18 protein-coding genes and 3 pseudogenes are annotated in these 24,651 nt (G+C 74.9%); 10 read left to right on the top strand and 11 right to left on the bottom strand.

From position 1 onward, the window contains the following. Positions 1 to 43: 43 nt before the first annotated feature. Together G9H72_RS16705 and G9H72_RS23480 are read right to left on the bottom strand one after the other, a co-directional pair. Positions 44 to 3,790 (bottom strand): endo-1,4-beta-xylanase, encoded by a 3,747-nt coding sequence (locus G9H72_RS16705; protein WP_166173167.1) that lies wholly within the window; start codon positions 3,788 to 3,790, stop codon positions 44 to 46. A 293-nt stretch (positions 3,791 to 4,083) separates the two neighbouring features. Further along, positions 4,084 to 4,218: pseudogene (locus tag G9H72_RS23480) on the bottom strand (TetR/AcrR family transcriptional regulator); the annotation flags it as partial. A gap of 85 nt (positions 4,219 to 4,303) precedes the next feature. On the opposite strand from G9H72_RS23480, the pseudogene G9H72_RS23475 reads away from it, so the two are divergent. Further along, positions 4,304 to 4,946 (top strand): annotated as a pseudogene (locus G9H72_RS23475) (MFS transporter); the annotation flags it as partial. 78 nt (positions 4,947 to 5,024) lie between these two features. Here G9H72_RS23475 and G9H72_RS16690 read toward each other — a convergent pair. From G9H72_RS16690 to G9H72_RS16680, 3 genes are read right to left on the bottom strand one after another with little or no spacing between them, the layout of a single operon-like run. Continuing rightward, complete coding sequence (locus tag G9H72_RS16690; protein ID WP_166173165.1) at positions 5,025 to 5,699, bottom strand: hypothetical protein; 675 nt, start codon at positions 5,697 to 5,699, stop codon at positions 5,025 to 5,027. Next, the gene (locus tag G9H72_RS16685) at positions 5,696 to 8,695 is read right to left on the bottom strand and encodes a sacsin N-terminal ATP-binding-like domain-containing protein (protein WP_166173163.1); all 3,000 of its coding nucleotides are present in this window, start codon (positions 8,693 to 8,695) and stop codon (positions 5,696 to 5,698) included. Before G9H72_RS16685 ends, G9H72_RS16690 begins: the two co-directional genes overlap by 4 nt. A 17-nt stretch (positions 8,696 to 8,712) precedes the next feature. Continuing rightward, positions 8,713 to 9,603: a DUF3027 domain-containing protein gene (locus G9H72_RS16680; RefSeq protein WP_331272372.1), complete on the bottom strand. Its 891-nt coding sequence runs from the start codon at positions 9,601 to 9,603 to the stop codon at positions 8,713 to 8,715. Positions 9,604 to 9,684: 81 nt separating this feature from the next. Here G9H72_RS16680 and G9H72_RS16675 point away from each other — a divergent pair, with 81 nt between their 5' ends. The 3 genes from G9H72_RS16675 (at position 9,685) to G9H72_RS16665 (ending at position 12,394) form a co-directional block, all read left to right on the top strand. Continuing rightward, positions 9,685 to 11,295: an MFS transporter gene (locus G9H72_RS16675; protein ID WP_166173161.1), complete on the top strand. Its 1,611-nt coding sequence runs from the start codon at positions 9,685 to 9,687 to the stop codon at positions 11,293 to 11,295. An 88-nt stretch (positions 11,296 to 11,383) separates the two neighbouring features. Further along, positions 11,384 to 11,848 carry a hypothetical protein gene (locus G9H72_RS16670; protein ID WP_166173159.1) on the top strand — a complete coding sequence of 155 codons (465 nt, stop codon included), beginning with the start codon at positions 11,384 to 11,386 and terminating at the stop codon, positions 11,846 to 11,848. Positions 11,849 to 11,863: 15 nt separating this feature from the next. After that, positions 11,864 to 12,394 (top strand): hypothetical protein, encoded by a 531-nt coding sequence (locus tag G9H72_RS16665; protein ID WP_166173157.1) that lies wholly within the window; start codon positions 11,864 to 11,866, stop codon positions 12,392 to 12,394. Between the two features lie 13 nt (positions 12,395 to 12,407). On the opposite strand, the gene G9H72_RS16660 is transcribed toward G9H72_RS16665, so the two are convergent. Next, positions 12,408 to 12,791: a cold-shock protein gene (locus G9H72_RS16660; protein ID WP_166173317.1), complete on the bottom strand. Its 384-nt coding sequence runs from the start codon at positions 12,789 to 12,791 to the stop codon at positions 12,408 to 12,410. Positions 12,792 to 12,856: 65 nt separating this feature from the next. Between G9H72_RS16660 and G9H72_RS16655 the strand changes: the two genes are divergently transcribed. Further along, positions 12,857 to 13,084 (top strand): hypothetical protein, encoded by a 228-nt coding sequence (locus tag G9H72_RS16655; RefSeq protein ID WP_166173155.1) that lies wholly within the window; start codon positions 12,857 to 12,859, stop codon positions 13,082 to 13,084. 9 nt (positions 13,085 to 13,093) lie between these two features. Here G9H72_RS16655 and G9H72_RS16650 read toward each other — a convergent pair whose 3' ends face one another. Then, complete coding sequence (locus tag G9H72_RS16650; protein WP_166173153.1) at positions 13,094 to 13,426, bottom strand: TfoX/Sxy family protein; 333 nt, start codon at positions 13,424 to 13,426, stop codon at positions 13,094 to 13,096. A gap of 213 nt (positions 13,427 to 13,639) precedes the next feature. Further along, positions 13,640 to 16,981, bottom strand: coding sequence for a S8 family serine peptidase (locus G9H72_RS16645; protein ID WP_331272371.1), 3,342 nt, complete (start codon positions 16,979 to 16,981; stop codon positions 13,640 to 13,642). A 206-nt stretch (positions 16,982 to 17,187) separates the two neighbouring features. Between G9H72_RS16645 and G9H72_RS16640 the strand changes: the two genes are divergently transcribed. Next, a complete protein-coding gene (locus G9H72_RS16640; protein WP_166173151.1) occupies positions 17,188 to 19,545 on the top strand; it encodes a helicase-associated domain-containing protein in 2,358 nt (785 codons plus the stop codon). 3 nt (positions 19,546 to 19,548) lie between these two features. Here the strand turns inward: G9H72_RS16640 and G9H72_RS21875 are convergent, their stop codons facing one another. Both G9H72_RS21875 and G9H72_RS23470 read right to left on the bottom strand, forming a co-directional pair. Next, positions 19,549 to 19,845 carry a hypothetical protein gene (locus tag G9H72_RS21875; protein ID WP_231127249.1) on the bottom strand — a complete coding sequence of 99 codons (297 nt, stop codon included), beginning with the start codon at positions 19,843 to 19,845 and terminating at the stop codon, positions 19,549 to 19,551. Positions 19,846 to 20,183: 338 nt separating this feature from the next. Next, a pseudogene (locus tag G9H72_RS23470) lies at positions 20,184 to 20,696 on the bottom strand (class I SAM-dependent methyltransferase); the annotation flags it as partial. Positions 20,697 to 20,705: 9 nt separating this feature from the next. Here G9H72_RS23470 and G9H72_RS16630 point away from each other — a divergent pair. From G9H72_RS16630 to G9H72_RS16615, 4 genes are all read left to right on the top strand, one after another. Beyond that, on the top strand, positions 20,706 to 21,380 hold the full coding sequence (locus G9H72_RS16630; protein WP_166173147.1) for a GNAT family N-acetyltransferase: 675 nt from the start codon (positions 20,706 to 20,708) through the stop codon (positions 21,378 to 21,380). Between the two features lie 300 nt (positions 21,381 to 21,680). Continuing rightward, complete coding sequence (locus tag G9H72_RS16625) at positions 21,681 to 21,929, top strand: hypothetical protein (protein ID WP_166173145.1); 249 nt, start codon at positions 21,681 to 21,683, stop codon at positions 21,927 to 21,929. A 192-nt stretch (positions 21,930 to 22,121) separates the two neighbouring features. Further along, entirely contained in the window at positions 22,122 to 23,003 is an 882-nt protein-coding gene (locus G9H72_RS16620) for a hypothetical protein (protein ID WP_166173143.1), read from the top strand. 541 nt (positions 23,004 to 23,544) lie between these two features. Continuing rightward, on the top strand, positions 23,545 to 23,979 hold the full coding sequence (locus G9H72_RS16615) for a DUF2690 domain-containing protein (RefSeq protein WP_166173141.1): 435 nt from the start codon (positions 23,545 to 23,547) through the stop codon (positions 23,977 to 23,979). Positions 23,980 to 24,052: 73 nt separating this feature from the next. Here G9H72_RS16615 and G9H72_RS16610 read toward each other — a convergent pair whose 3' ends face one another. Beyond that, the gene (locus G9H72_RS16610) at positions 24,053 to 24,559 is read right to left on the bottom strand and encodes a hypothetical protein (protein WP_166173139.1); all 507 of its coding nucleotides are present in this window, start codon (positions 24,557 to 24,559) and stop codon (positions 24,053 to 24,055) included. Between the last annotated feature and the right edge of the window lie 92 nt (positions 24,560 to 24,651).

The following is a 24,651-nucleotide window of genomic DNA, read 5'->3' as shown; positions in this document are numbered from 1 at the left end:
CGACGCTGCGCGCGTCACCGGGCCCCGGGTCACCAGCAGGAGGTCAGCCGACCAGGCGGACCGTGCCCCAGCGGGAGGCGTCCTGATAGGAGTTCCCCGTCGGGTCGCTCCACGTGAAGACCGAGGTGCGCTTCCCGGCCGTCGCGTCGTTGACCTGCAGGTCGAGCCCGAGCAGCTTGCCCACGGCCGGCGACAGGCTCCTGATGGAGATCGCGGCCTCGACGGTGTAGCTGCTGCCCTTGTACGTCGTCGCGCTGGTCAGCGTCCCCTGCACCGCGGCCGGCCCGGTGGTCGAGGCGCGGTTGTCGAAGCTGATGCGGTACTGCGCGTCGTCGTCCTGCAGCGCTGGGGACTTGGCGTTGTCCCGGTCGAGGAAGATCTCCAGCGAGTCCTGCTCGTACGCGTTGGCCGAGCCCGCGTCGGTGTCGCGGTCCTTGACGTCGGCGAGGACGTAGAGGTTCTCCGCGTCCCACATCAGCCGGGCCTTGGCCGTCGCGCCCTTGGCGTCACCGGACACCAGAACCTCGGTGCGCACGATCGCCGCGTTTCCCCACGCCGCGTCCTGCGTGCCGTCGATCACCGGCTTGCGTGGCGCCTTCGGCACGTCCGTGGTGGCGATTCCCGGGATGAACGTCAGCGTCCCGTGGCCGGCCGCACCGGCAGTGGTGCTGCCGGTGAGGTCGTTCCACGACCACTGCCAGTCCAGCGCCGTGTCGGTCACCCGGACGTCGAACGGGATCGACGAGCCCGCCACCGGCTCTGCAGCGAGCGGCAGCGCGACCTCGGCCCGGTAGCCCGTCGCCGTCTGCTCGACCACCGTCGGGTAGTAGCCGTTCGTGCGGCCGCCGTCCCGCGTGACGACGCGGCGCTGGTCCCCCACGAAGACCTCGACCGTGTCGGCCGCGTCGTTCGTGGCGTCGGTGACGTCCACGAGGGCGTACAGCTTGTCCCGGCGCCACCGCAGGTCGAAGGTCGGCGTGTTGAGGTCGACCTCGACCGCCTGCGTGAGCGGGCGGGACCGCCACTGGACGTCGACGTTCCCGTCGACCGCGACGAGCCCGGCCGACGCCGTCGTCGTCTGGTGCAGCGCGCCGAGCTTCGACGGGTCGACGATGCCCCAGTACTGCTGCTTGGCCTGCAGCTTGTCGTCGAACGGGAGCGGCGACTCCTGCGGACGGTTGACCGGCCACGTACGAAGCCAGCTTCGTGAGTCGTACGGCCCCCAGAAGGTGACGGACTCGATCCGGCTGGAGTACGCGCGCAGCACGTCGAACAGGTCGCGGTAGTAGTACCCGGCACGGATGTCACGCTCGGCCGTGGGCGCGGGCAGCGACTCCGCGCGCGACTCCGACGTGCTGACGTCGAGCTCGCTGATCGCCATCGTCAGCGGGAGCTCGGAGAAGCGCTCCAGCTGGCGCTCGACGAGGCTGACCGGCCGGTCGAGGAACAGGTGCGTCTGGAAGCTGACCCCATCGATCGGCACGTTGCGCGCGAGCAGCCGGTTGACGAGCGCGTAGTAGCGGTCGTTCTTGCCGGGCAGCTCGGTGTCGTAGTCGTTGATGAACAGCTTCTGGTTCGGGAAGTACTCGTCGGTGATGCGGAAGGCGTGGTCGATGAACTGCTCACCGAGCACCTGGTACCACCGGCTCTCCCGCAGCCCGTCGACGTTGCCCGGCCCGTCGTTCACGACCTCGTTCACGGCGTCGAAGGCCCAGATCGGCCAGTTGCCGTCGGGGTAGCGCGCGAGCAGGTGGTCGCGGATCCCCTTGATGTGGCTCTCCATGCGCTGCAGCAGGATCGCCTGGTCCGCCGGGCTGTTCGTGAGCGGGCGGAGCCCGCCGTTGGCGCCGCGCTCGGTCGGGTGGGTGAACATCCAGGCCGGGGTCTGGTCGTGCCAGACCATGACGTGGCCGTAGATCGTCAGGTTGTTGCGGTCGGCGAAGTCGAGCAGCCGGTCCATCGTCGACCAGTTGAACTGGCCCTCGACGGGCTCGATCTGGTCCGGCTTCAGCGCGTTCTCCGGGGTGATGGCGTCGAAGTGCTTGAGCACCAGCTGCCCGGGCGCGCCCGCGGTCTCGCGCGTGTCCATGGCCACGCCGACGCGCTGGAAGGGCAGCACGTCCTTGAGCGACGGGATGTCCTTCTGGATCGCGATCGGAGCGGCCTTGCTGATGGCGAAGTCGTCCAGGTGGAAGCTGACCCCGACCGGGCCCTCGACGTAGAGCAGCGCCGAGTCCGCGTCGCCACGGAGCTGGTACTTCTGGTTGAAGCGCGTCCAGCCCTCCGCGGTCACGTCGACCGTGCCGACGGTGTCGTAGCTCGTGGCGCTGCCCTTCGTGCGCTGCACGGTCACCCGCAGCGTCGTGCGCGGCGTGCCGGGCGCGAGCCGCAGCCAGAGCGAGACGTCGGTGTCCGAGCCGACGGCGACCGCCTTCGTCACGTCGAGCACCGGGCCGTTCCAGTCCTGTGCCCGGCCCGTGGTGAGCAGGCTCTGCGTGCCCGTGCGAGCCGCCGCGGTCGTGACCGCCGTCGTCACCGGGCCGCGCGGGCCCCAGCCCTGCGCGGTCCCGTCCTCGAAGCCGCCGGCCAGCGTGACGGCGCCACCGCCGGGGTTGGTCGGGGTGTCGACCGCACCCGGTGCGACGGCCCGGCCGGTCGTCGGCGAGATCATGCCGGGGCAGAGGCCGCGGCTGTTGAGGCCCGCGATGATCTGCGGGAGCGCGGCCCGCGTCGTGGCGTAGCCGTCGTGCATGAGGATGACCTGACCAGCCTGCAGCGTCGCGGCGCGGGCGACGATCTGCGCGGTGGTCGCGCCGTTCCAGTCCTGGGAGTCGACGTCCCAGAGGACCTCCTTCAGCCCGAGCGAGGCCTCGACGCCCTGCAGCGTCGCGTTGGTCTCGCCGTACGGCGGGCGGAAGAGCACCGGCGCCGGGGCCCCGGCGGCGGTGATCGCCGCCTGCGTCCGGGCGAGCTCGGCGCGCATCTGCGCCTCGGTCAGCGTCGGCAGGTGCGGGTGCGTCCAGCTGTGGTTGGCGACCCAGTGGCCGCCGTCGAGCTGGGCCTTCACCAGCGCGGGGTCGGCCTGCGCGTTCGTGCCGACGTCGAAGAACGTCGCCCGCGCCTTCGCGGCGGCGAGCACGTTCAGCAGCGCCGTGGTGTCACCGGCCCGCGGCCCGTCGTCGTAGGTGAGCGCCACGTACCCGTTCGTGCAGTCGCCGTTGACGACCCCGCCGGCGCCGGGGTCGGTGGCCGGCTCCTCGCCGAGGATCGCGACGTCGTCGACGTAGAACTCGAGCGCCGCGTTGAGGCTCTCGAAGTACGCGGTGATCCCGGTGTTGTCCGAGTTCGTGAAGGTGTACGCGCCGCCGACGTAGGTCCAGGCGCTGTCCGTCACGGTCACCTGGTTGGCGACCGAGTCGTAGCTGCTGGTGCCGCCGTGGTCGCGCTGGACGGTGAGGCTGACCGTGTCCGAGCCGGCGCCCGGCGTGAGGCGGACGTACGCGCCGATGGTGTAGGTGACGTTCGGCTTCAGCAGCCCGAGCGCGTTGAACGCCGGGCCGTTCCAGTTGGCGGTACGCCCGGTCACCTGCAGGCTCTGGGCGCCCGTCCGCGCGAGCGAGCCGGTGATGGCGACCTGCGCGGAGCCGCGCGGGCCCCACCCGTCGGTGCCGGTCTCGAAGCTGGTGGAGGCGAGAGCGGGAGGTGCGGCGGAGGCCGCGGGCGGGGCGGCGAGCGCCAGGGTCGCCAGCGTGCTGGCGACGGCGAGCCCGGCCAGAGGGCGTCGTCTCATGGGTGCTCTTCTCGTGAGGCACGGCGAAGCCGGGGAGGACCGCTTGACGTTCCGAGAACTTCCGGAACGGCGCGGGCAACGTAAGCGGCGGCATAGGCCCCGTCAACGGATTGGTTGGGGCCGACGCCAAACCGTGATGGAACGTCGCCCGCATCCGGATCTGCACGATCTTGCCTGGTCGTCCCCCGGAGTGCCGCGGCCACGACCAGCGGCACGGACGGAGGCCGCGGCGCACCGCGCCCTTTTCAGGAAGGGGCCGTGTACCGGGAATTACCGGCAGGACGAGCTGCTCGTCAGCCCCCGGCCTGCAGCCGCAGGCCCGCGAGGAGCAGGTCGAGCCCCACCCGGAACTGCTCCTTGTCGACGTGCACGGCGAACTCGTCGACGACGTAGTGCAAGAAGGGGAACCGCTCGGGGTCGAGCTCGCGCCGCGCTCGGCGTCGCGGCCGCCGCCATGGCGCCCATCACCAATCCGCTGGTCTTCCGGCTCTTCGACGACGAGGCCTGCGGATGCGCACCGTCCGGGGCGCGGCCCTCGCCCAGATCGGGACGTCCATCGCCATGGCCGGGGTGACGTTCGGCCTGATCCTGCACTTCCAGCACGCCTACGGGTGGAGCCCGGTCCGGGCCGGCCTCGCGAACCTACCCATGATCGTCACGATGATCGCCGCGACGCCCGTCTCCGAGGCGCTCGGCAGGCGGTACGGCCACCGGGTCGCCTGCCTGGTGGGCGCCGCCCTGCTCGCTGGCCTGGCCTGGCCTGGCCGGGCCTGGCCTGGCCGGGGGCGTGGGCCACGGCTACCCGGTCATCGCGGCCTTCCACGTCACCCTCACCGTCGGCCTACGGACCGTGATGACCATCTGCGCGGTCGCCCTCGTCAGCGCGATGCCGGGCAACCGGACCTCGGTCGGCGCGGCGCTCAACGACACCGCGCAGGAGGTCGGCACGAGCGTGGGCACCGCGGTCGTGGGCACGCTGGTGGCGGCCCTCGTGACGGCGACCCTGCCCGCCGGCACGTGGGGCGCCGACCTGGTCGCGTCGTTCTTCGCCGGCGAGCGCGTCACCTGCGCCGTCCTCGCCGTGGTCGTCGGCATCGTCGCCGCCTGTGGCGCGCTGACCCTCACGGCCTCGCGGTCGGTCGACGAGCACGCCTGACGCGGCCCCACCGTCGACCCGCTGGTCGCGCGTCCGACCTGCCGCAGCTGGGAGGACGCGCGGCCAGCGGGGCCGTGGTCACGGCAGCCAGCCCGGCGGCCACCCGCCGGGCGCGGACGGCTGCGGGAACCCGCCGTACGCGACGGCGTACCCGAGGACCACCGCGGCCGCCGCGACGGCGGAGCCGGCGACGAGGCGGCCGAGCCGGCCCCCGCGCCGCGCACCCCACACGAGAGCCGTGGCCGCGACCGCCAGCCCGAGGTACGCCGTCCCGCCCTCCAGCGAGTTCGTCGCCCAGGTGGTCCCGGCCAGGAGGCCGAGCAGCCACGGCAGCGGGCCCGCCGGCACGCCGCTCCGGGCGAGCGCACGCACCGCGACCACGCCGAGCAGGGCGGCCCCGGAGTACCAGACCCAGTGCCCCACCACCTCGTCCCACAGGTGGGCCACGTCGCTGGGCTCCCGGTTGTTGACCGAGTTGCCGGCCAGGTGGATGCCGTGGCCCTCGGTGTAGGCGAGCGCCGCCACGACGAGCAGCACCCACTCGCGCGCCGGCTGCCGGGAGACCGCGAGGGCCGCGGCCAGCGGCAGCACCACGAGCCACGGCGTGGCCAGGTCGGCCCAGTCGGCCCACCGCGTCTGCCCGACCTCGCCGAGCGCGTTGGCCGCGCCCACGTGGTGCATGACGACGTACGCGGTGACGGCGCCCGCCACGAGGCGCCGGGCGCGGCGCGGCTCGGGCAGCACGTCGGTCACGGCACCGCGTCCAGGTCGGCCTCGGCCAGCAGCTCGGACGCCCGGTCGGGCTCGGTCAGGATCGCCGTCACGATCCCGCGCCGCTCCCATGCCCCCGCCGCCCAGGCGAGCCCCCGGGCGAGCCCGTCGAGGGTCGTCGCGTGGACGGCCCCGCGGTGGACGCGCCAGTCCAGCTCGCCCGAAGGCGTCGGCAGCGCGTCGTGCTCCCACCAGGACCGCGGAGCCGACGGCAGGACGGACAGCACCGCCTCCGGCACCGGCTGCTCCACGCCTCCGGCCGGGGCCGGCAGGGCCAGCTCCTCGCTCGCGAGCTCGACCCCGAGCAGCTCGGCGAGGTCGGCCGCCGCACCGCCGGGCACGATCACCAGCGGCCGCTCGCGCACCAGCGGCAGCAGGTCTGGGGTGTCCAGGACCAGGGCGTCGGCCGCGTCGACGACTCGGGTGGACGCGCCTGCCGCGACCCGGACGCGCCCCGGCAGCCGGACCTCGTACGGGTCGACGCCGGCGAGCGCGGCGTAGACCGCGCGCAGCTGCGTGCGGGCCAGCTCGACCCCCGGGTCGGCGAGCCGGTCGAGCAGGCTCTGCGCGCCGCCGGGCTCGGCGAGCAGCGCCGCGAGGGTCGACCGCACGCCCACCGCCGCCGCGAAGGCCGGGTCGAGCGGGACGGGCAGCGGGGCGTACATCCCGGCGAGCACGGCATCGGCGCCCGCCAGCACGTGCTCGCTCAGCGGCCGGCCGTCGAGCCGGGCATGGGCCCGCAGCCACCAGGCGGTGTACGACGCCGCCTCCCGCGAGCGCCCGGCCGCGTCCACGAGACGCAGCGGCGTGACCACCGCGTCGCGCAGCGGAGGCCGGGAGAGCAGGCGGAGCGCCTCCGGCCACGCGTCCGGCCGCACCAACTCCAGGTCACGGACGGCCACGACCTCCGGCGCCACCGGGGGCAGCGGCCCGCCGCCGGCGGCGACCGCGGCCGCCCACCCGTCCTCGTCGTCCACGTCGAGGTCGATGTCGTCCGGGTCCAGCGGCACGTCCTCGCGGGCCACCAGCGCGAAGCCGCGCAGCACGCCGACGGCCTCCAGCACGTCGGCACCCCAGCGCTCGACCAGTGCCGGGTCGGCGGCGGCCAGCTCCCCGCCGATCAGCGCCGCCAGCTCCCCGCCCGGCAGCACGAGCTCGCCGGCGGGCGTGAGCCCGCCCTCGTCGTCGGGGAGCGCGAGCCCGGTGAGGCCGAGCAGCTCGCCGGGCGCGGGACGGGCGGCGGCGACGAGCGCGAGCACGGCGTCGGCCACCTCGTGGGCGGCGTCGTCGGGCAGGTCGAGCGAGCCCGTCACCGCCTCCGCCACGGCCGGGCCGGTGAGCACGGCGCGAGCCGTCGCGCGGACGGCGCCGAGCCGCTCGAGCAGCGGGTGGGCCGCGGCGGGGTCGACCGCTCGGGCGCCGAGCACCTGCAGGGCGCGCAGCACCTCCGGCGAGGGGTCGTCGGGCAGCAGCGCGCCCCGCGCGCCGCGCACGAGCCGGCCGTCGGCCAGCGGGACGGGCAGCGCGCCGAGCTCGTCCGGGGGCACCCCGTCGAGCGCGGCGTACAGCTCGTGCCACCACGCCGGCGGCCGGCGCAGGCCGGCGAGCGCGTCCGCCACGTCAGCGACCCGCAGCCTGCGGGCGCCGAGACGCTCGAGCAGCGCCCCCGACCCCGCCGGCCCCGGCAGCGCCACCCCCGCGATCGGGCCGTCGTCCGCGCCGAGCAGCTCGAGGGCCGCGGCCCCGACGCCCTCGACCACGGTCACGTCCCGCGGCCGGGACGGCGGGCCCGCAATGGTCCCGACGAAGGCGGTCTCGGGCAGCGCGTCGAGCGCGGCCCGGCGCACCAGCGCGTCGACCTCGCCGGCCGCCGCCGGCCCCGGCACGAGGCGCAGGGCCAGCCCCGGGTCGTGCCTCGCGGCGGCCGCCACCAGCTGCGCGTACGCCCGCCCGGCCTCGGCCGCGACCGCCGCCCGCACGGGGCCGGGCGACGTACGCCGCCGGCTCGGCTCGAGGGGGAACGTCGCGACGAGCAGCGCCGGCAGGCCGACCGGCTCGTCCGTGGGCGTCGGGGCGAGCAGCACCCCCGACAGCGCGGGCTGGCCCTCGACCGGCAGCGCCCACGTCACCGCCCACCGGTCGTCGGCCCGCTCCTCCACGGCCCGCCCCGCCAGCAGCTCGGCCGGCAGCCGTCCGGACCGGCGGGCCAGCAACCAGGAGGCCTCGTCCGCACCGACCCGCGTCCGCACGCCGTCCGGCGTCGGCTCGACGGTGAGCCGCCGCGCCGTGCCCGCGGCCACGTCCTCGACCTCGACCTCCTGCAGCCCGCGCAGGGCGACGAGCAACTCGTGGCCGAGCTCGGCGAGCAGGCGCCGGGCCAGCCGCTGCGCGGCCGCGTCGCGCAGCGGCAGCACGACCGCGGTGCCGTAGCCCTCCGGCACCTCGACGTCGGCCGGCTCGGGCAGCCGCAGCACCGGGACGTCCCCGCCCCGCCGCTCGAGCTCCTCGGCCAGCGCGGGCGCGGCGGCGGCCCGCTCGCGCACCAGGTCGTACGCAAGACTGCGCGACCAGCGCACCGCGCCCGTGCCGCGTGACCCGATGGCGGGCTCGTCCGTGACCGCCAGCACCGCCGAGAAGCCGACGCCGAACCGGCCGACCGAGCCGCCGTCGCGCTTCGCCGAGGCCCGCAGGGTCGACAGCGCCTCGACGCCGGCGAGATCCAGCGGCGCCCCGGTGTTGGCCGCCACGAGCCGATCGGGCTCGAGCCGGAGGAGCAGCCGGGCGGGCTCGCCGGCCCGGGCGGCGGCGTCCACGGCGTTCTGTGCGAGCTCGACGACGAGCCGGTCGCGGTAGCCGCCGCGGACGAGGTCCTCCTCGGCGTTGGCGTCCTCGCGGAAGCGGGACGGGCCCGCGGCCCATGAGGCGAGCACGCGCTCGCGGAGCCCGGCCGTGGCGAAGGGGTCGTCGGTGGCAGCCATCCCCGCGACCCTAGGGCTCAGCTGTGGCCGAGCTCCTCGGCGGGCGCGGCCTCGTCGACCGAGCCCTCACCGTGCTCGGGCACGACGACCGGGGCCACCGGGGCGACGGAGACGACCTCGTACCCGGTCTCGTCGAGCACGGGCTCCGGCGGGGCCGGCGGAGCCGGCAGCACGGCCGCCTCGGAATGGGCGCCGCAGCCGTGGTCGACCGAGACGATGCGCCCGTCCGACGGGGAGTAGACGTTGGCGCAGGCGCCGAACACCAGCCGCATGGAGCCGGCGAGCGGGACGAAGAACCCGCAGGAGGCGCAGTGGGCCGGAGCGGCCTGCGCGATGGGAGCGTCGGGGCCGCCGTCCCCGGCGTACCACCGCTCGGCCGCGTCGGCCCGCCCCTCCAGGGAGAGCACGCGCGCCCGGCCGAGCCCCAGCTCCCAGCGGGCCGCGACGTCCTCGTCCTCGGGCGCGAGCGTGCCGTCGCTCCATCCCGGCGCCAGCCGCGGGTCGTCCGCGGTGGTCGGCAGGATGTCGCCGACCCCGAGGTCGCCGGGCTGCAGCCGCTCGCTCCACGGCACCCAGGCCGGCGGGAGCAGCGCCTCCGGGCCGGGCAGGAGAGCGGACTCGACAACGGTGGCCTGACGCTGGCGCGGGGCGCGCGCGAGCACGACCGACCAGCGCCAGCCGGAGTAGCCCGGGGTCAGGCAGGCGAACTCGTGGCTGACCAGCCGCTCGCCCTCGACCGAGGCGCCCAGGTGCTCGCCGACCGGCTCGCCCTCGGCCAGCTCCTCGGCGACGGCCCGTGCGACGTCGACAGCGCCCGCGAGAACGGCGTCGAGCACCGGCTTGCGCGCCCGGGGCACCCGTCGCGGGGCGTCCTCGCGCGTCGTCAGATCAGCCGGTCCTGCGTCCACGGGCACATCCTCGCATCCGTTCCGGCACGTGTCCGCGCCTCCGTCCACATCGGGCGCGACGATCACGGCAGGATTGGAGGCGTGAGCACGGGCAGTGGGCAGGAGGCGTCCCCCGAGGCCGGGGCCGGCCCCGGGCGCGCGCCTGTCGACGAGCGCCCCGGGGACGACCACCCCGCGGCCGGCCGGCCCGGCGGCAACGGCTCCCCCCGCGCCGAGCCGGGCGCCGCGCAGCACGCGCGCAGCGCTGCACGCGCCGCGGGCACCGCCGCCTCCGAGCTCGGCGCCCTCGGCCGGCTCGGATGGCGCCGCGTGCGCACCGCGACCCGGGCGCACGGCGCCGGCGAGACCGGGCTGGCCAAGCTCATTGACCTCACCGCCATCGGCTCGGCCGGCGACGCGCTCATCACCGTCAGCCTGGCCAGCACCCTGTTCTTCTCCGTCCCGACCGGTGAGGCGCGCGGGCAGGTCGCGGTCTACCTGCTCGTCACCATGGCCCCGTTCGCGGTGCTCGCGCCCGTGGTCGGCCCGTTGCTCGACCGGCTCCGGCACGGGCGGCGCTGGGTGATCTCCGGCACGTTCGCGCTGCGCGCGGTGCTGGCCCTGGTGATGGCCACCGCCGTGGCGGGTGACACCGAGGACCCGTTCAAGCTCTACCCGGCCGCCTTCGGAGTGCTCGTGGGCACCAAGGCGTACGGCGTGGCCCGGGCGGCGGCGATGCCCCGCCTGCTGCCACCGGCGCTCAACCTGGTGACCGCGAACGCCCGGCTGTCGATCGCGAGCCTGGCCGCGCTGTCCGCGGCCGCCCCGCTGGGAGCGGGGCTCGTCGCGCTGACCTCGCCTGCCTGGGCGCTGCGGCTGGCCGCCGTCGTCCTCGTGGTCGGGGCCGTGCTGTCGGTCCGGCTGCCCGCGCGCCTGGACGACGCGCCGGGCGGCACCGCGCTGCTGAGCAGCGAGCAGCCGGGCCCGGACGCGTTCGACCCGCTCGACCCGCTGCAGCTCTCCGAGCTGGCCACCGCGGAGGAGCCGCACGCGCAGGGGCAGCCGGCCGGCGCGACCACGGCACAGCGGATGCGCGCCCGACTCGCCGACGGCCGCCGACGGCGCGCGGAGGCGGTCGGCCCCGCCGTCGTGCGGGCGCTACGGGCCAACGCCGCCATCCGCGCCTTCGCCGGCTTCCTGCTGCTGCACCTCGCGTTCCTGCTGCGTGCCGAGCCCTTCCCCGGCCCGGACACCGCCCTGATCGCGGCGGCCGCCGCAGCCGCCGGGCTGGGCAGCGCGGCCGGCGCCTCGCTCGGAGCCGGGCTGCGACGCCGGCCGCCCGAGCTGACCGTGCTCGTCACCCTCGCCGGGGTCACGCTCGCCGCCGTCCTGGGCTGGCTGCTGTTCGGGCTGGTCGCCGTCATGGCCGTGTCGGTCGCGGCCGGGCTGGCCCAGACCCTCGGGAAGCTCGCGCTCGACGCGCTCGTGCAGCGCGACGTGGCCGAGGGCGTGCGGGCCTCCGCCTTCGCCCGCTCCGAGACGGTGCTGCAGCTGTCGTGGGTGATCGGGGCCGGGGCCGGGACGCTGCTGCACCCGGACGGCGGGCTCGGGCTCGGGCTGGCGGCGGTCGTGCTCGGCGTCGCGCTGGCCGGCGTGGGGCGGTCCGTGCTCGCCGGCCGGCGCGGGCGGCGGAGGGACGCCGCAGCCGGCTGAGCGGCCCCGGGTAGCCTCGGTGCGGCAGCTGCCGCCGCAGCTCACGCCTCGACAGCGTCGCCCGTCTCGATCCCTCGGAGCCCTCCCCATGCGCGGACGTGACAGCCAGGCCCCTCGCCGTACCGGAGCCCGCCGTCCCGCGCGGGTGGCCCTCGCGGCCGCCGCCCTGTCCCCGCTGCTGCTCACCGCCTGCGAGAAGCCCGTCCCCTCGGTCACGGTCTACGCCGGCTCGAGCTCGCAGCGGGCCGAGGCCACGTGCTGGAACCACGACGAGGCCGCCCTTCCCGCCGACGAGGTCCAGCGCTGCGCCACGCAGGAGGGCACGCTGCTCGAGGTGCACAGCGGCGACGTGATCGGGATCAGCGTCGACAAGGAGGTCGCCGAGGCCGGCTGGCGCCCCCCGGGCGCGCAGGAGATCTCGCACGAGACCTACTACAGCCTCCCGCTCGGCCAGGAGCTGACCGAAGAGGTCGCGCTGGACATCGTGGCCTTCGACGAGTCGGGCGAGCAGCCGCGCGGGGTCTGGCGCTTCCGGCTCACCAGCGCCTCCTGAGCGCCGGGCCACCCGATGCGCGTCCTCGCCCTGGTCCCCGACGACGACGCCCGTGACGCCGCGCTCGCCGGGCTGACGGCGTACGACCGGCCGCGGCTGGCCAAGCTGCCGCCCTACACCGGCACCCGCGTGTCCGACTGCGGCGCCGGCACCCTCGTCGTGGTCCCGGTGGGACCCGGAGGCGCCGCCGCCGCGGGCGTGGCCGCCGGGGTGGCCGTCAACCGGGCCGTCCCGGACCTCGTGCTGGCCGTCGACGTGATGCCCGACCTCGTGCCGGGCGAGGACGCGGTCCTCGTCGGGGAGGCGGTCGAGCTGGACGGGGAGGCCGCGGCCGTCGACAGCTGGCTCGCCGACGAGGCGCTGCGCCGGCTGCCCTCCGCGCAGAAGGGCCAGGCCGCCGGGCCGGTCTCCACAGGGGCGTACGCCGCTGCCCGTGTCCACGGCCGGCGGTTCCTGGCGCTCACCGTCCGTGGTCCCGACCCGGAGTCCGCCCGCGCCGCGCTCACCGAGCTGGTGCCGTTGCTGCTGGCCTCCGAGCTGCGCTGAGCGGGCCGGCGGCTCAGGCCTCCAGGTCCTCGGCGACGGCGCGCAGCACGGCGGCGACCTTCTTGCCCGCCGCCTTGTCGGGGTAGCGGCCGCGCCGCAGCGAGCCGCCCACGCCCTCGAGCAGGCGGATGAGGTCCTCGACGATCGGCACGAGGTCGTCCGGCTTGCGCCGGGCCGCCTTGGCCAGCGAGGGCAGCGGGTCGAGGAGGCGTACGGACAGCGCCTGCGCGCCGCGCCGTCCCTGGGCGACGCCGAACTCGAGCCGGGTGCCCCCCTTGAGCGTCGTCGCGCCCGCGGGCAGCGCCGAGGCAGGCAGGAAGACGTCCTCGCCCTCGTCGGTCGTGACGAAGCCGAAGCCCTTGTCGGTGTCGTACCACTTGACCTTGCCGGTCGGCACGGCCATCCCTCCTGTCGTTCGAGCGGCGGTCAGGGTACCTCCCGGCCGCCGCCTACGCTTTCCCCATGAACGGCGGCTCCTCCCCCGTGCCCGGCGACCGGCTCGTCCTCGTCGGCGGCGTCCTCTTCGTCGTCGGCGCGGTGTCCTGCGTCGCCACGGTCGCGCCGCTCCTGCTCGGCGCCGACCGCCTGCCGCTCGTCGCGTACCTCGTCACGCTGCTGGCCCCGCTCGGGTTCGGGCTGGCGCTCGCGGGCGTGCTCGTGAGCGCCCGCGCCCGGCGGCGCAGGAGCTGAGGCGACGGGCTACTTCGGCGGGAGCGCGCGGACGACGTCCAGCCCGCGCGTGACCCAGGCCCGGAGCGCCACGTCGTCGCCCAGCGCCTCGTCGTCGATGGTGACCCAGCCGCGCATCCGGCGCCCCTGGCCCATGACGACCTCGTCGGTGCCCGGCTCGGCCAGCAGGGCCTCGAGCTGCTCGGGCGGGACGCGCGCCATGAGCCCGCCCCGGCCGCCCACCGCGACCGCCATGTGGCCGTCGACCAGGAAGGCCAGCCCGCCGAACATGCGCTTCTCGACCACCGGCTCGCCGTCCAGCAGCGCGCGGACGCGCTGGGCGAGCTCCCCGTCGTACGCCATGGCGCGACGCTAGGGGACGCGGCGCCCGGGGGGAAGCCCGAGGCTGTGGTGCAACTGCTCGCCGGGCGCCCACGCCCCTCCGGATGAGGGTCTCCGGCAGGGCGACGGTGGACGAACCGCGACGTGTCTTTCCTGGTTCCTGGTTCCCGAAAGCAGAAGGGCCCCGTCGGCGGCGGGACGCCGACGGGGCCCTTCTCGCTGCTGGAGCGCGGGCTAGGGGGCGACGACGGAGTCGACGTCGACCCGCGCGGAGCCGAGCACCGCGCCCGCGTCGTTGACCACGTTCAGCACGCCGGTCAGCGTCCGGCCCGGCGCCGTCGGCGCGAGCGCGGTCAGGGTGCCGTTGATCGTCGTCGCCTCACCCTGGTGCAGGGTGACCGGCGGCGAGGTGACGGCCAGCGTGCCGAGCGACGGCGCGTAGAACGCGTCGCGGTAGTCGAACTGCGTCGCGCCGGCGGGCACCGAGTAGCCCTCCACCTCCACGACGTACGTGCCCGGGGTCGGGTTGTCCCAGACGATCGACTCCTCGGAGTCGGCGTCGGCGTCGTACGTCACGATGTCGCCGTCGGCGTCCAGCAGGTAGAGGTCGAGGTCCGCCTGCGGGTCTGAGGTGTTGCCGATCGAGGCCTCGAACCGCGTCGTGCCGGCCGGGATCGTGACCTCGTGGTCGACGTACTTCTCCGCCCCGGTGCCGGCGACGGTCGGCCGGGCCTCCCGCACCGACCCGAGCGCCCCGCCCTGCCCGCGCAGGGTCGCGGTGCCGAAGTCGTTGCGCACGTCCCACTGCAGCGGGGCCGGCTGGCCGACAGCGGCCGACGCGAGGGTCGTCACCTCCGGCGTGACGGTGGCGCCGAGCATGGTGGCCGTGAGGGTGAACGGGTTGTCGGCGAGCGGCGTCGTGCGGCGGGACTCCACGAGGAACTCCCACACCCCCGGCGTCGGGTTGCTGTAGACGCGGCGGAAGGGGTTGCAGCCGTTGCCCTCGGGCGTCCCGTAGTTCGGGTAGCAGTTGGGCGTCGACGTCGTGTCGAGCGGCACGCCGTACGGGTGGAAGGCCAGGAAGCGCACCTGGCTGGTGGGGGCCTGGCCGGACATCGAGACGTCGAGCGCCTTCACGCCCTCCGGCACGGTGAGGTAGTAGCGCTGGGCGAGGTTGCGCTGCGAGACCCCGCTCGTCGACCACGTGAACGCCGGGGCGGGGGCGGGCTCGCCGGCGACCACGACGGCCATCATCGACTGGTCCCACCCCCGGGTGGCCGGGTCGTCGACCTGCAGGATCGCGCTGTGCGCGCCGGCCGTCGGCTTGGCGGTGACGTAGACCGTGGTCGGGGTGTTCAGCGGGATGTCGAGCTTGGCCGGCGAGACCGAGAAGGTCCCGTCGTCGCCGGTGAACGAGAGCTTGGTGTACGTGGCGCCCTCGGGCCCGGCGGTGCGGGTGATGGTGACGGGGTACGTCCGCGACTCGCCCGGCGCCTGGCCGCCGGCGCCCGGGGCGCAGCGGTTGTAGAGGCCGGTGCCGGGACGGGTGCCGTCCGCGCCGAGCCGGCCGAGGTCGCGCCAGACCGCGGTGCAGGTCGGGGCGGTGACGGTGAAGGCCTGCGCGGTGTAGCGCTTGCCCTTGATCGCGGCCCACGCCTCGGGGACGTCGATCTGGCCGCGGCCCTGCAGGAACGCCGGGATGCCGTCGCCGAACTGCGCGGTGGAGTAGACCGCGTAGCGCAGCTGGCCCGTCGAGACCGTGCGGTTGGTCGCCTTGGCGGCGCCGAGCAGCAGCGCCATGGCGCCGGCGGCCTGCGGCGACGCCATCGAGGTGCCCTGCAGCATCGCGTAGCCCGGGGGCAGCGGGTAGCCGGACTCGGGCGTCGGCCCGCCCGGGAGCCAGGTGTTGATCGACGAGATCGCCGAGCCGGGGGCGGTGATGTCGGGCTTGAAGCCGCCGTCCTCGCGCGGCCCCCCGGACGAGTACGGCATCATGCCGAAGTCGTAGGCGGAGTCCGAGCCGTAGTTGACCTGCCAGGACTCGCGGCTGATGGTCGCGCCGACGGCGACGACGTCGCTCGCGACGGCCGGGTCGCCGATGGTGTTGAGCGCGTTGCTGGAGTTGCCGGCGCTGATGACGACCTGCACGCCGAGGACGTTGATGATGTCGTTGTAGAGGCGGGCGCGGTCGTTGTCCGCGTCGTTGATCGTGGGCAGGCCGCCGATCGACATGTTGATGATGTCGACCCCGCTGGTGGCGAGCCGGACCATGCCGTCGCGCAGGGCGGCGTCGGTGCAGCCGGCGCCGAAGGTGCAGGCGCGGGCGGAGACGAGCTTGGCGCCGGGCGCCTGACCGTCCATCGCGCCGCCGAAGAAGCTGTTGCCCGCTGCGATGCCGGCGACGTGCGAGCCGTGCTCGCCGGAGGCGAGGGCGATGTCGACGAAGTCGTACGTGCCCGGAAGGCCCACCGGGGCGAGCGAGAGGCCCTCGCGGTAGTTCACGGTGAACGGGATCGACTCGCGGATGGCGGTCGCCGGGTTGTCGCGCCCGAGCTCGCCGATCTGGCCGGACTGCCGGTACGGCGTCATCCAGGCCTCGTCGGTGAAGTCCTTGTCGTCGTCGGTGTCGACGAGGACCCGCTTGGCGGCCTTGTCCCACAGCACGCCGATGCGGTCGGTGGTGTCACCGTCGCGGTTGAGGTCGCCGCAGATCTCGCAGCCCGGCTGGTCGGTCTGCGCCTCCACGACCTGGCGGAAGCGGTAGGCCCCCGCGGGGATCGTGTAGCGGACGCCGTTGATCGTGGCGCCGGGCCCGCTGACCGCGGTGACCATCGGGATCCAGGTCGCGTCGCCGTCGCTGAGCAGCGAGCCCTCGGTCACCGGGTCGGTGGCGCTGAAGTTGTCGACGATCTTGCGCTCGCCGGTGCTCGTGGTGTTGAGCGAGGGGTGGCCGATGTCCACGCCCGAGTCGAGGATGCCGATCGTGATGCCCCGCCCGTCCCAGGTCGGGTTGTCCTGCTTGAAGGCGATCGAGCCCGTCTCGCGGGTCGGCATGTACGGGTTGTCGTCCGGGGTGGACGGGCCGGGGGCGGACGCCGCGACGGCCGGGCCCTGCGCAGTGGCCGCGGGCTCGGTGAGCGCGAACGTCTGGTCGACGTCGACCTCGCGCACCGTCCGGAGCGCGGCGGTCTTCTCCACGCTCGCGGTCCTCACCCGGGCGCTGACGTAGTCCAGCCGCGGCGAGACCAGGCGGACGTAGCCGCCCGCCTGCGTGATCGAGTCGGCGACCTCGGCCGCCTTGCCCGCGGCCGTGCCGATCATGATCGTCGTCCACGTCTCGCGGTCCGCCCGACGCTCCGCGAGCCGCTGCTCGTCGGCGCCGCCGAGCTTGTCCGCGGAGCCCGCGTCGGCCTTGATCTCGACGTCGCCGGCGACGGGCACCGGGTCGACGGGCGCCAGCGCGGCCTGCGCGGCCTGCGCGGACGCCGGAGTGGTTGCCGCCGCGAGGACGGCGGCCAGCGCGGCGGCACCGGCGACGCCCCGCGCAGCGCGCCCTCGGATCGAGCGATGGGTCACTGAGTTGCCTCTCTGACGAGGTGTGGCATCGAACGCCTCCCGGTCGTTGCGGAAGCGCAGACGTGTTGATACGTCACGGCACCGACAACTGGCTCGGACTTACCGATTGGTTACCGAACCGTCACAGAAACGAAGCGTTGCACAAGGCAACGGCTTCTGCCCAGAGGCGCCGACGGGCTGCGCGGCCAGGCGGTAGCGTGGTGGGGATGCGCAGCCTCGCCGACGACCTCCGGGCGCGCGACGACGCGGCGCTCGCCGAGCTGCTGCGCACCCGCCCGGACCTGCTCGGGCCGGTCCCGCCCGACCTGGGCGCCCTCGGGGCGCGTGCGGCCGGCGGCCCCAGCGTGGCCAGGGCGCTCGACCGCCTCGACCTCGCGACCCTGCAGGTGGTCGACGTCCTCTGCACGCTGCCCGAGCCGACCGACGAAGCCGCCGTGAGCGCGCGGTGGGGCGCGGACGCGGCCGCCCCGCTCGCCACCCTGCGCACCCAGGCCCTCGTCTGGGGGGCGGACGGCGAGGAGCGCCTGGTCCGCGGCGTGCGCGACCTGGTCCGCGAGCCGGCGGGGCTCGGCCCTCCGGTCGTCTCGCTGCTCACGTCGGTCGCGCCGTCCGCGGTCGCCCGCATCGCCGCGGCGTACGACATCCGGTCGAGCGGGGACCCCGTGACCGACGCCACCGCCGTCGCGGAGAAGCTCGCGGACGCCACGGCCCTGGACGCGCTGCTTGCCACTGCCCCCCCGGGGGCGCGCGAGGCGCTGGGACGGCTGGCCTGGGGGCCGCCGACGGGTGCGGTTCCCGACGCCCGGCGCGACATCGAAGTCGAGTCCGCCCGCACCCCCGTGGAGTGGCTGCTCGCGCACGGCCTGCTGGTGCCGGCGAGCGCCGGCACGGCGGTGCTGCCGCTGGAGGTCGGGCTGCACCTGCGCGGCGGGCACGTCCACCGCGAGCCCGCCCCGGTCCCCCCGCCGCTGGCGACGGTCGACCGGGGCGCCGAGTCGGTGGCGCGGGCCGCGGGGCAGTCCGCCTTCGACGCCGTACGCCGGGTCGAGGAGCTGCTCGAGGCGTGGAGCCTGGACGGCCCGCCGGTGCTGCGCGGCGGCGGGCTCGGGGTGCGCGAGCTGCGCCGCGCGGCCGGGCTGCTGGACGTGGAGGAGCCGGTCCTCGCGCTGCTCGTCGAGACGGCGTACGCGGCCGGGCTGCTCGGCCCGAGCGGGGACCTGGACGAGCTGTGGGTGCCGACGCCGGCCTACGACGCCTGGCTCGAGCTGCCCGTGGCACGCCGCTGGGCGACGCTGGCCGGGGCCTGGCTGGCCACCACCCGCGTCGCCGGGCTCGTCGGCAGCCGGGACGACCGGGACCGGCCGCTCAACGCGCTCGGCGGCGACCTCGACCGGCCGGTCGCACCGGAGCTGCGCAGCGCCGCCCTGACCGCGCTCGCCGAGGCTCCCGCGGGCGCCGCGGTCTCCGAGGAGAGCCTGTTCGAGCGCGTCACCTGGCACCGGCCCCGCCGCGGCGGCCGCTTCCGTGACGAGCTGCTGCGCTGGGCGCTGGCCGAGGCGGAGACGCTCGGGGTCACCGGCCGCGGCGCGATCGGCCCGGGCGGGCGGGCCCTGCTGGGCGGGGACGAGGACGCGGCCGGCGAGGCGGTCGAGCCGTACCTCCCCGAGCCGGTCGAGGAGCTGCTCCTGCAGGCCGACCTGACGGCGGTCGCGCCCGGCCCGCTCGTTCCCGAGCTGGCCCGCGAGGTGGCCCTGGCCGCCGATGTCGAGAGCACGGGCGGAGCGACCGTCTACCGCTTCACCCCCGCCTCGGTCCGGCGCGCGCTGGACGCCGGGCGCAGCGCCGACGACCTGCACTCCCTGCTCGCCCGGCACTCCCGCACGCCGGTGCCGCAGCCGCTGAGCTACCTCGTCGACGACGTCGCCCGCCGGCACGGCCTGGTCCGCGTGGGCACCGCGTCGGCGTACGTCCGGTGCGACGACCCGGCCGTGCTGTCCGAGGTGCTGGCCGACCGCCGGGCCGGGCAGCTGCGGCTGCGCCGGCTCGCCCCGACGGTGCTCGCGTCCCAGGCCCCGGTCGACGTCGTGCTCGAGCGGCTGCGCGCGATGGGCCTCGCCCCCGCCGCGGAGTCCCCCGAGGGCGAGGTGGTCGTACGCCGCCCGGACGCGCGCCGCACACCACCCCGCCCCCGCCCGCCCCGCCTGGTCTTCGAGCCACCGGCCGCCTCCCCCGCCACCCTCGCCGCCGCCGTGCGTGCCCTGCGCGCCGGGGACCGCGCGGCCACGGCCGTACGCCGGTCGGTCCAGCTGCCGGCGGCGTCCGGGCTGCCGCCGCGCTCCCCCGTCGCCGAGGTGGTCGCGGCGCTCCGGCGGGCGGCGGTCGAGGGCTTTCCCGTCGTGATCGGCTACGTCAACGCCGAGGGCACGCCGACGGAGCGCGTGATCGAGCCGATGTCCGTCGAGGGCGGCTACGTCAGCGCGTTCGACCACCTGCGCGACGAGGTCCGCACCTTCGCGATCTCCCGGATCATGGGCATCGCCGCGGTGGCCGACGAGCCGGCCTAGGCCTCAGCCGCCGCGGCGCAGGCGCTCGAGGGCGGCGCGCGGGTCGTCGCCGCCGAGCAACGTCCCGAGCCGTTGCACGGTGCCGGTGCTCACCCGTTCGTCGGGCGGCGGGACGAGCCGCGGAGCCGTGTCCGGCTGCCGTGCGGTCGGGCGCTCGCCCTGCGGGGGGCTCAGGTGCGCGCGCCGGGCCTCGACCGCGGCGACCATCCGCTCGTAGACGCCGGCGTCGCGCGGGTCCCGGAGCCAGGCGTCCACGGCCGCGGCCACGCGCTCGTTGATCGCCGCGAGCCGCTCGTCCATGGCGTCATTCTCACCCGGGCCCGCCCTTGCATGCCGGGGCAGCCCCGCGCCTGCGCGGGCCTCGTCCGAGGCACCGCGTGTCGCCGCGCAGGCCGGACGCATGTGGCGACCGGCGAGGCCGTGCTCCGATTCGCGTCGCCTTGGACACCTTCGGCGCGGACTTCTCGTAGTACGTCGTCAGCGCGACCAGGGTCAGCCCCGCCGCCGTGGCCAACGCCGGCACGTCCCGGTCCAGCACGCACCCGGCCACCGACCTGTTCACCCGGCCCAGCCGTCGCTGCCATCGCGAGACGCTCTCCTCCGGCGCGAGCCCGTGCTCGACCACGGAGCATGCCCCCTGGACGCAGGACCCGCCGCACCTCGCGCGGCGCGGCACCCGGATCCCTGATCCCGCACAGCGTCCACATGCACAGGACCGCGTCGGCGCTCTCGTCGGAAAGCTCGAGCCCGCACCCGTCAGCTCCCGCCAGGTCGATGCGCATGCCTGCGACCGCTCGGCGCTGCTGTGCCAGCCGGAGCGCAACCTGGGACGGCTCCACGACAGCGAGCGACTCGACGGCGGGCGGCAGACGAGGAAGGTTGAGCCCGGAGCCGAAGCCGATCTCGACGACGGCCCCGGCGAGCGGGGCGCACACCCGCTGAGTGACGGATGCGACGGGTGCTCTCGCCGTCGAGCGCCCGGCTGAGCAGCCGCGGCTGGACGTGCCGTTGGTACAGCCCCATGGGCAGAGCCTGCCTCTGCGTCGCGCAGACCACCAGCGTCGGCCGGCTGCAACGCCGCGCGCTGGCTCCTGTCGCGGCCCACCACGGGATGCCGCCGTGTCCCCGCTCCGCCCGGCCGCGTGCACCATGATCACGGCATGGACGACTACCTCACCCGCTACCTGAGCTCGCTCGCGGGGTCCTGGGCCGCGTTCGCCGAAGCCCACGCCGGAGCTCGCCTGCTGCGCGGCGACGGCTACCTCGCGCTGCTCGACCCGGAGCACCCCGTCCTCACCAACGTCGCGGTCCTCGCGCCGCGCGCGGTTCCGGAGGCTCTGGGCCTGCTACGCGGACACACCACCTGGGCCGTGTGGTCGTGGGACCCCGCCACCGCCGAGGTGCTCGCGGACCAGGGGCTCCGACGTGACGTCACGACCCGGCCGATGCTCGCCCGCCTCGACGACGTCGACCCCCCGCAGGCTCAGCCGCCGGCCGTGGCCCGCGACGCCGACCCCGGCAGGGTGGCCGAGCTCAACGGGGCCGACCCCGAGCTGCTGCGCGGGGTCCCGGGGCTGCGGGCGTACCTCACCGCCGACGGTGAGTCCGGCCTTGTGCTCCTGCCCCGCGACGGCGACGTGAACGTCTCCATGGTCGCGACGCGGCCGCGAAGCCGTGGCCGTGGCCTCGCCGGGTCGCTCGTGAAGGCCGCCCTGCACGACATGCGGGGCGAGGGGTACGAGACCGCCACCCTGCAGTCGACGCCGCAGGCCGTGCGCTTGTACGCCCGCCTCGGGTTCGCCCCGCTCGCCGTCTGGCAGGAGTGGGTCGGGTAGGCGCGTGCCCGTGCGTCGGTGGGGCCCGTCGTCGCGGACAGGGGCACCGGGTGAGCAGGTGGGGCGACGATGGCTGCCCGCGTCGTGAAGCTGCACCGGGCTGCCGAAGTGAGGCCGCCCGTCCTTCCTCTCGAGCCTGTGCACGCGCGACCCTCCACCCGATGCCGATCGGAGGAGTGCATCGGGTGGCAGCCACTTCCTGCTCGACGCCCTGCTCATAGCCTTCTGGCCACGATTCTCGTGAGGGAGTTGTAGGAGCAGCAGAACCTGTCCATCGTTGGCGAGGTCTCGACGAGGCAGATGGCCCGCATTGGTGCGCTCGTCCTCGCCGTGCTCGCGGTCGCTGCCTGGTGGCACGCCGGGTCACTGATCCAGGGAGCGAGCATCGGGGGCTACAGCGAGGAGGAGCACACGCCCACGCCGGCGCCCTTCTCCCCCTCCCGGTACGACGTGCTCCGGCTCGGGGTTGCCGGGGCCCTGACTGAGGGCGCCGTCGGGGCGGCCGTTGTAGCGGCCGTGGCAGGGCTTCGGGCACCCGACCGGGTCTGATACCGAGCCGCAGAGCCGGTCTTTCCGGTCATGCCGCCGACGTTGCGCGTGCCGCAAGGGTCGGCAGCGCGAGCACACCGGGTTGCCTCGGGACATGGACGGGAGTGAACCGGGTTGCCTTCCCGGTGTCTCCTGTTTCGTATGAGGCGAATTGCGACCCTTGCTGTGCTTACTGCCGCTGCCCTGCAACCGGTGGGTGCATCGGCGGCAGAGCCAGCGGTGGCTCACACGGCGTCACTGGCGGCCGCGGACCTTCCGCGCACCTACTACGTGTACACCGCGAATGGCCGGGTCGAGGCGCCGAACGTGCTGTACCCCGGCCGCTACTACGTGCAGCTTCGAACGCGGGACACGGACCCGACGGAGTTCCAGAGCAAGCTGCAGATCGTGCGGCCGGCTCGCGGCTACACACCGCGCCAGTTCGTGCTCGACTGGGCGCGTTGGGAGCAGAGGAACCTGGCCGGCGACGCAGAAGGCGCACAGGCGCAGTGGGACGCGCTGAACCGCCAGGTCACGTTCGTGAAGGGTGCCTCGACGGTGCCCAACGGGGTCTCCGCCTTCGGCACCTACTTCAGCTCCGGGACCTACTGGCTCTACGAGGACCGCGCCGAGGGGCCCAACTACGCGAACCGCATCAAGGTGCTCACGGTCAAGGGCGGAGTGGCGTCGGTCAACGCCTACCAGCCGTACGCGGCCACCGCGGCCTACCGCGGCGAACGGTTGACTCTCAGCGCCACGGTCCTGCCGCGCCTCGGATGGCTGAATGCGGCCAACCTGGCCGGCACGACACGGGGCTGGACGATCTGGCGCCTGCCGCCCGGGCTCGACGAGTCTCAGGCAGCCGCTTGCATCGGAGCTCCCGCGCTCGCTGGAGCCATCGCTTCGCCTTCACCCACGGCACCGGACTGCGCTCCGGTGTTCGTGCAAAGCGTGGGCTTGGCCAGCGCCGGAGTCGGCGGACCAGCCCGCCTGAACCTGCTGCCCGGCGAGTACGTGCTCGCTGACAACCGGCCCGACCGAGCTGGCTCAAGCCCGGTGGCCCGCGGCCAGTACGCGCGGTTCACGGTCCGCTGACGCCGGCGGTTCGGCCACCGACCCCGCTCCGCCGGGCGGCTCGGCGAGTCGATCGGTCATGCCGCTGTCGCGGCGCGCCTCGGTACCCGTTGTCTCGCACGGCCTTGGGGACTACGGCGGCATGCCTTGGAGAGGGACAGGAGCCAGGGCTCCCCGACAGCGCGTTGCACGAGCACGGCCCTCAGCGCCAGCGCGACGGGGCCAGCGCGCGCCATCGCCATCTCAAGCGGCGCGTCGTGGAGGACGCGACGAGCCGCAGCGCAGCTCGGTGAGCCGCGAAGGTACGGGTAGCGCACGCCCGCTCGCAGCGGTCAGCAAGACTCGTACTCGCAAATTCTCGTCCAGGCGTCACTGGAGCCGCCGCACTTTCTTCGACGCCGAGGTCGCCGCGCCGGTTGCGACGCAACTGCGACAACTTGCTCCTAACGTCCTTCTCTGTCAGCTCGGACCGATTGGGGGACGAGCCCAAGGACGAGGAGCAGCGATGTTCGCACCGGCTTCGCACGTGAGATTGGCCAGCCGGCGACGCGCCGGAAGGCGCGTGGCCCTGGTCACGTCCTCCACTGCCGCGGCACTTGCCGTTGCAGTCGCCGGCTCGCCATCGGCGCTTGCGGTGAGCAACGGCACCAACCCGCAGACGACGGGGTGTTCCGCGAGCGCGATCACCACCGGCTCGACTCGGGCGATCGTCGACCCGTCGAACGGCTACCGGGTCGGGACCGCCGAGCTGCGCTACTCGACTGGCTGCCAGAGCCAGTGGACGCGCGTGAACTTCGGCGGCGGCTATCGAGTCGACCCGTCCATCTGGCTGCTGAACCAGAACGGCACCAACCTGCACTCCGCCTACAACGACGGCTACAGCAACGCCTACACCTTCCAGCTCAGCGACATGAAGTACCGCACCGCCTGCGGCGGCGTTCAGGTCTACCGGAGCAACGGCTCGTGGGTCGGCTGGTACTACATCGGCTGCGCCTGAGCGGCTCGGGCGCGCCTTGGCCCCGCTGCACGGGGAGCGGGGGCAAGGCGCCCTGTGGCAACGCCTCCTGGAGTCACCACTCCCAGCGAAAACCAACCAGCGCCTTCTCGGCTCCTTCGAGGAACTTGTGCACGCTGTGCTCGTCATCGAGCTCCGCTACAGCCTCGTGCAGCACGCCGCCGTCGAGGCCATCCCAGGTGCACCACCACACGGCACCAGGCAGCTTGTCGGGGTGAAACCTGACGTAGATCTCGACGCTGTTCGCTTTCTCGGGCACGGCCCGCCTCATCACAGGGTCGGGCGGCTCTTGGTAACGGAACGTCGTCCGGTACGACAGCGACGCGGTCTCGTGAAGCCTGAGGGGCTTGGTGAGAACGATGTCCACGGCCCAGATCCCGTCGCCAACACGCCGCACCTGCCCCGCGCGCCCGCCCCGCTCGACCTCGACTGTCAGCGCGTTGGTATCGAACCGATAGAGGTAGGACTCAAGCCCGTCCGTCATCGACCGTATGACCTGGGATGTCTCGTGCTTCGCGGGGATCCCGTCCGCGCCGAGGAAGTGGTGCTCAAGCACCGTCATCGTTCGGTACTCCTGGGACAGAGGCGGAAGAGCCTGGCTGCCCGGCGTGCCCCCTGTGCGTCAGGCTGAGGTGAGACACCCCGGGTAGGTGT

The organism is Motilibacter aurantiacus, assembly GCF_011250645.1.
Lineage (GTDB): Bacteria > Actinomycetota > Actinomycetes > Motilibacterales > Motilibacteraceae > Motilibacter_A > Motilibacter_A aurantiacus.
The sequence above is the reverse complement of the archived record's forward strand: the minus strand, read 5'-3'. Positions and strand labels throughout refer to the sequence as shown.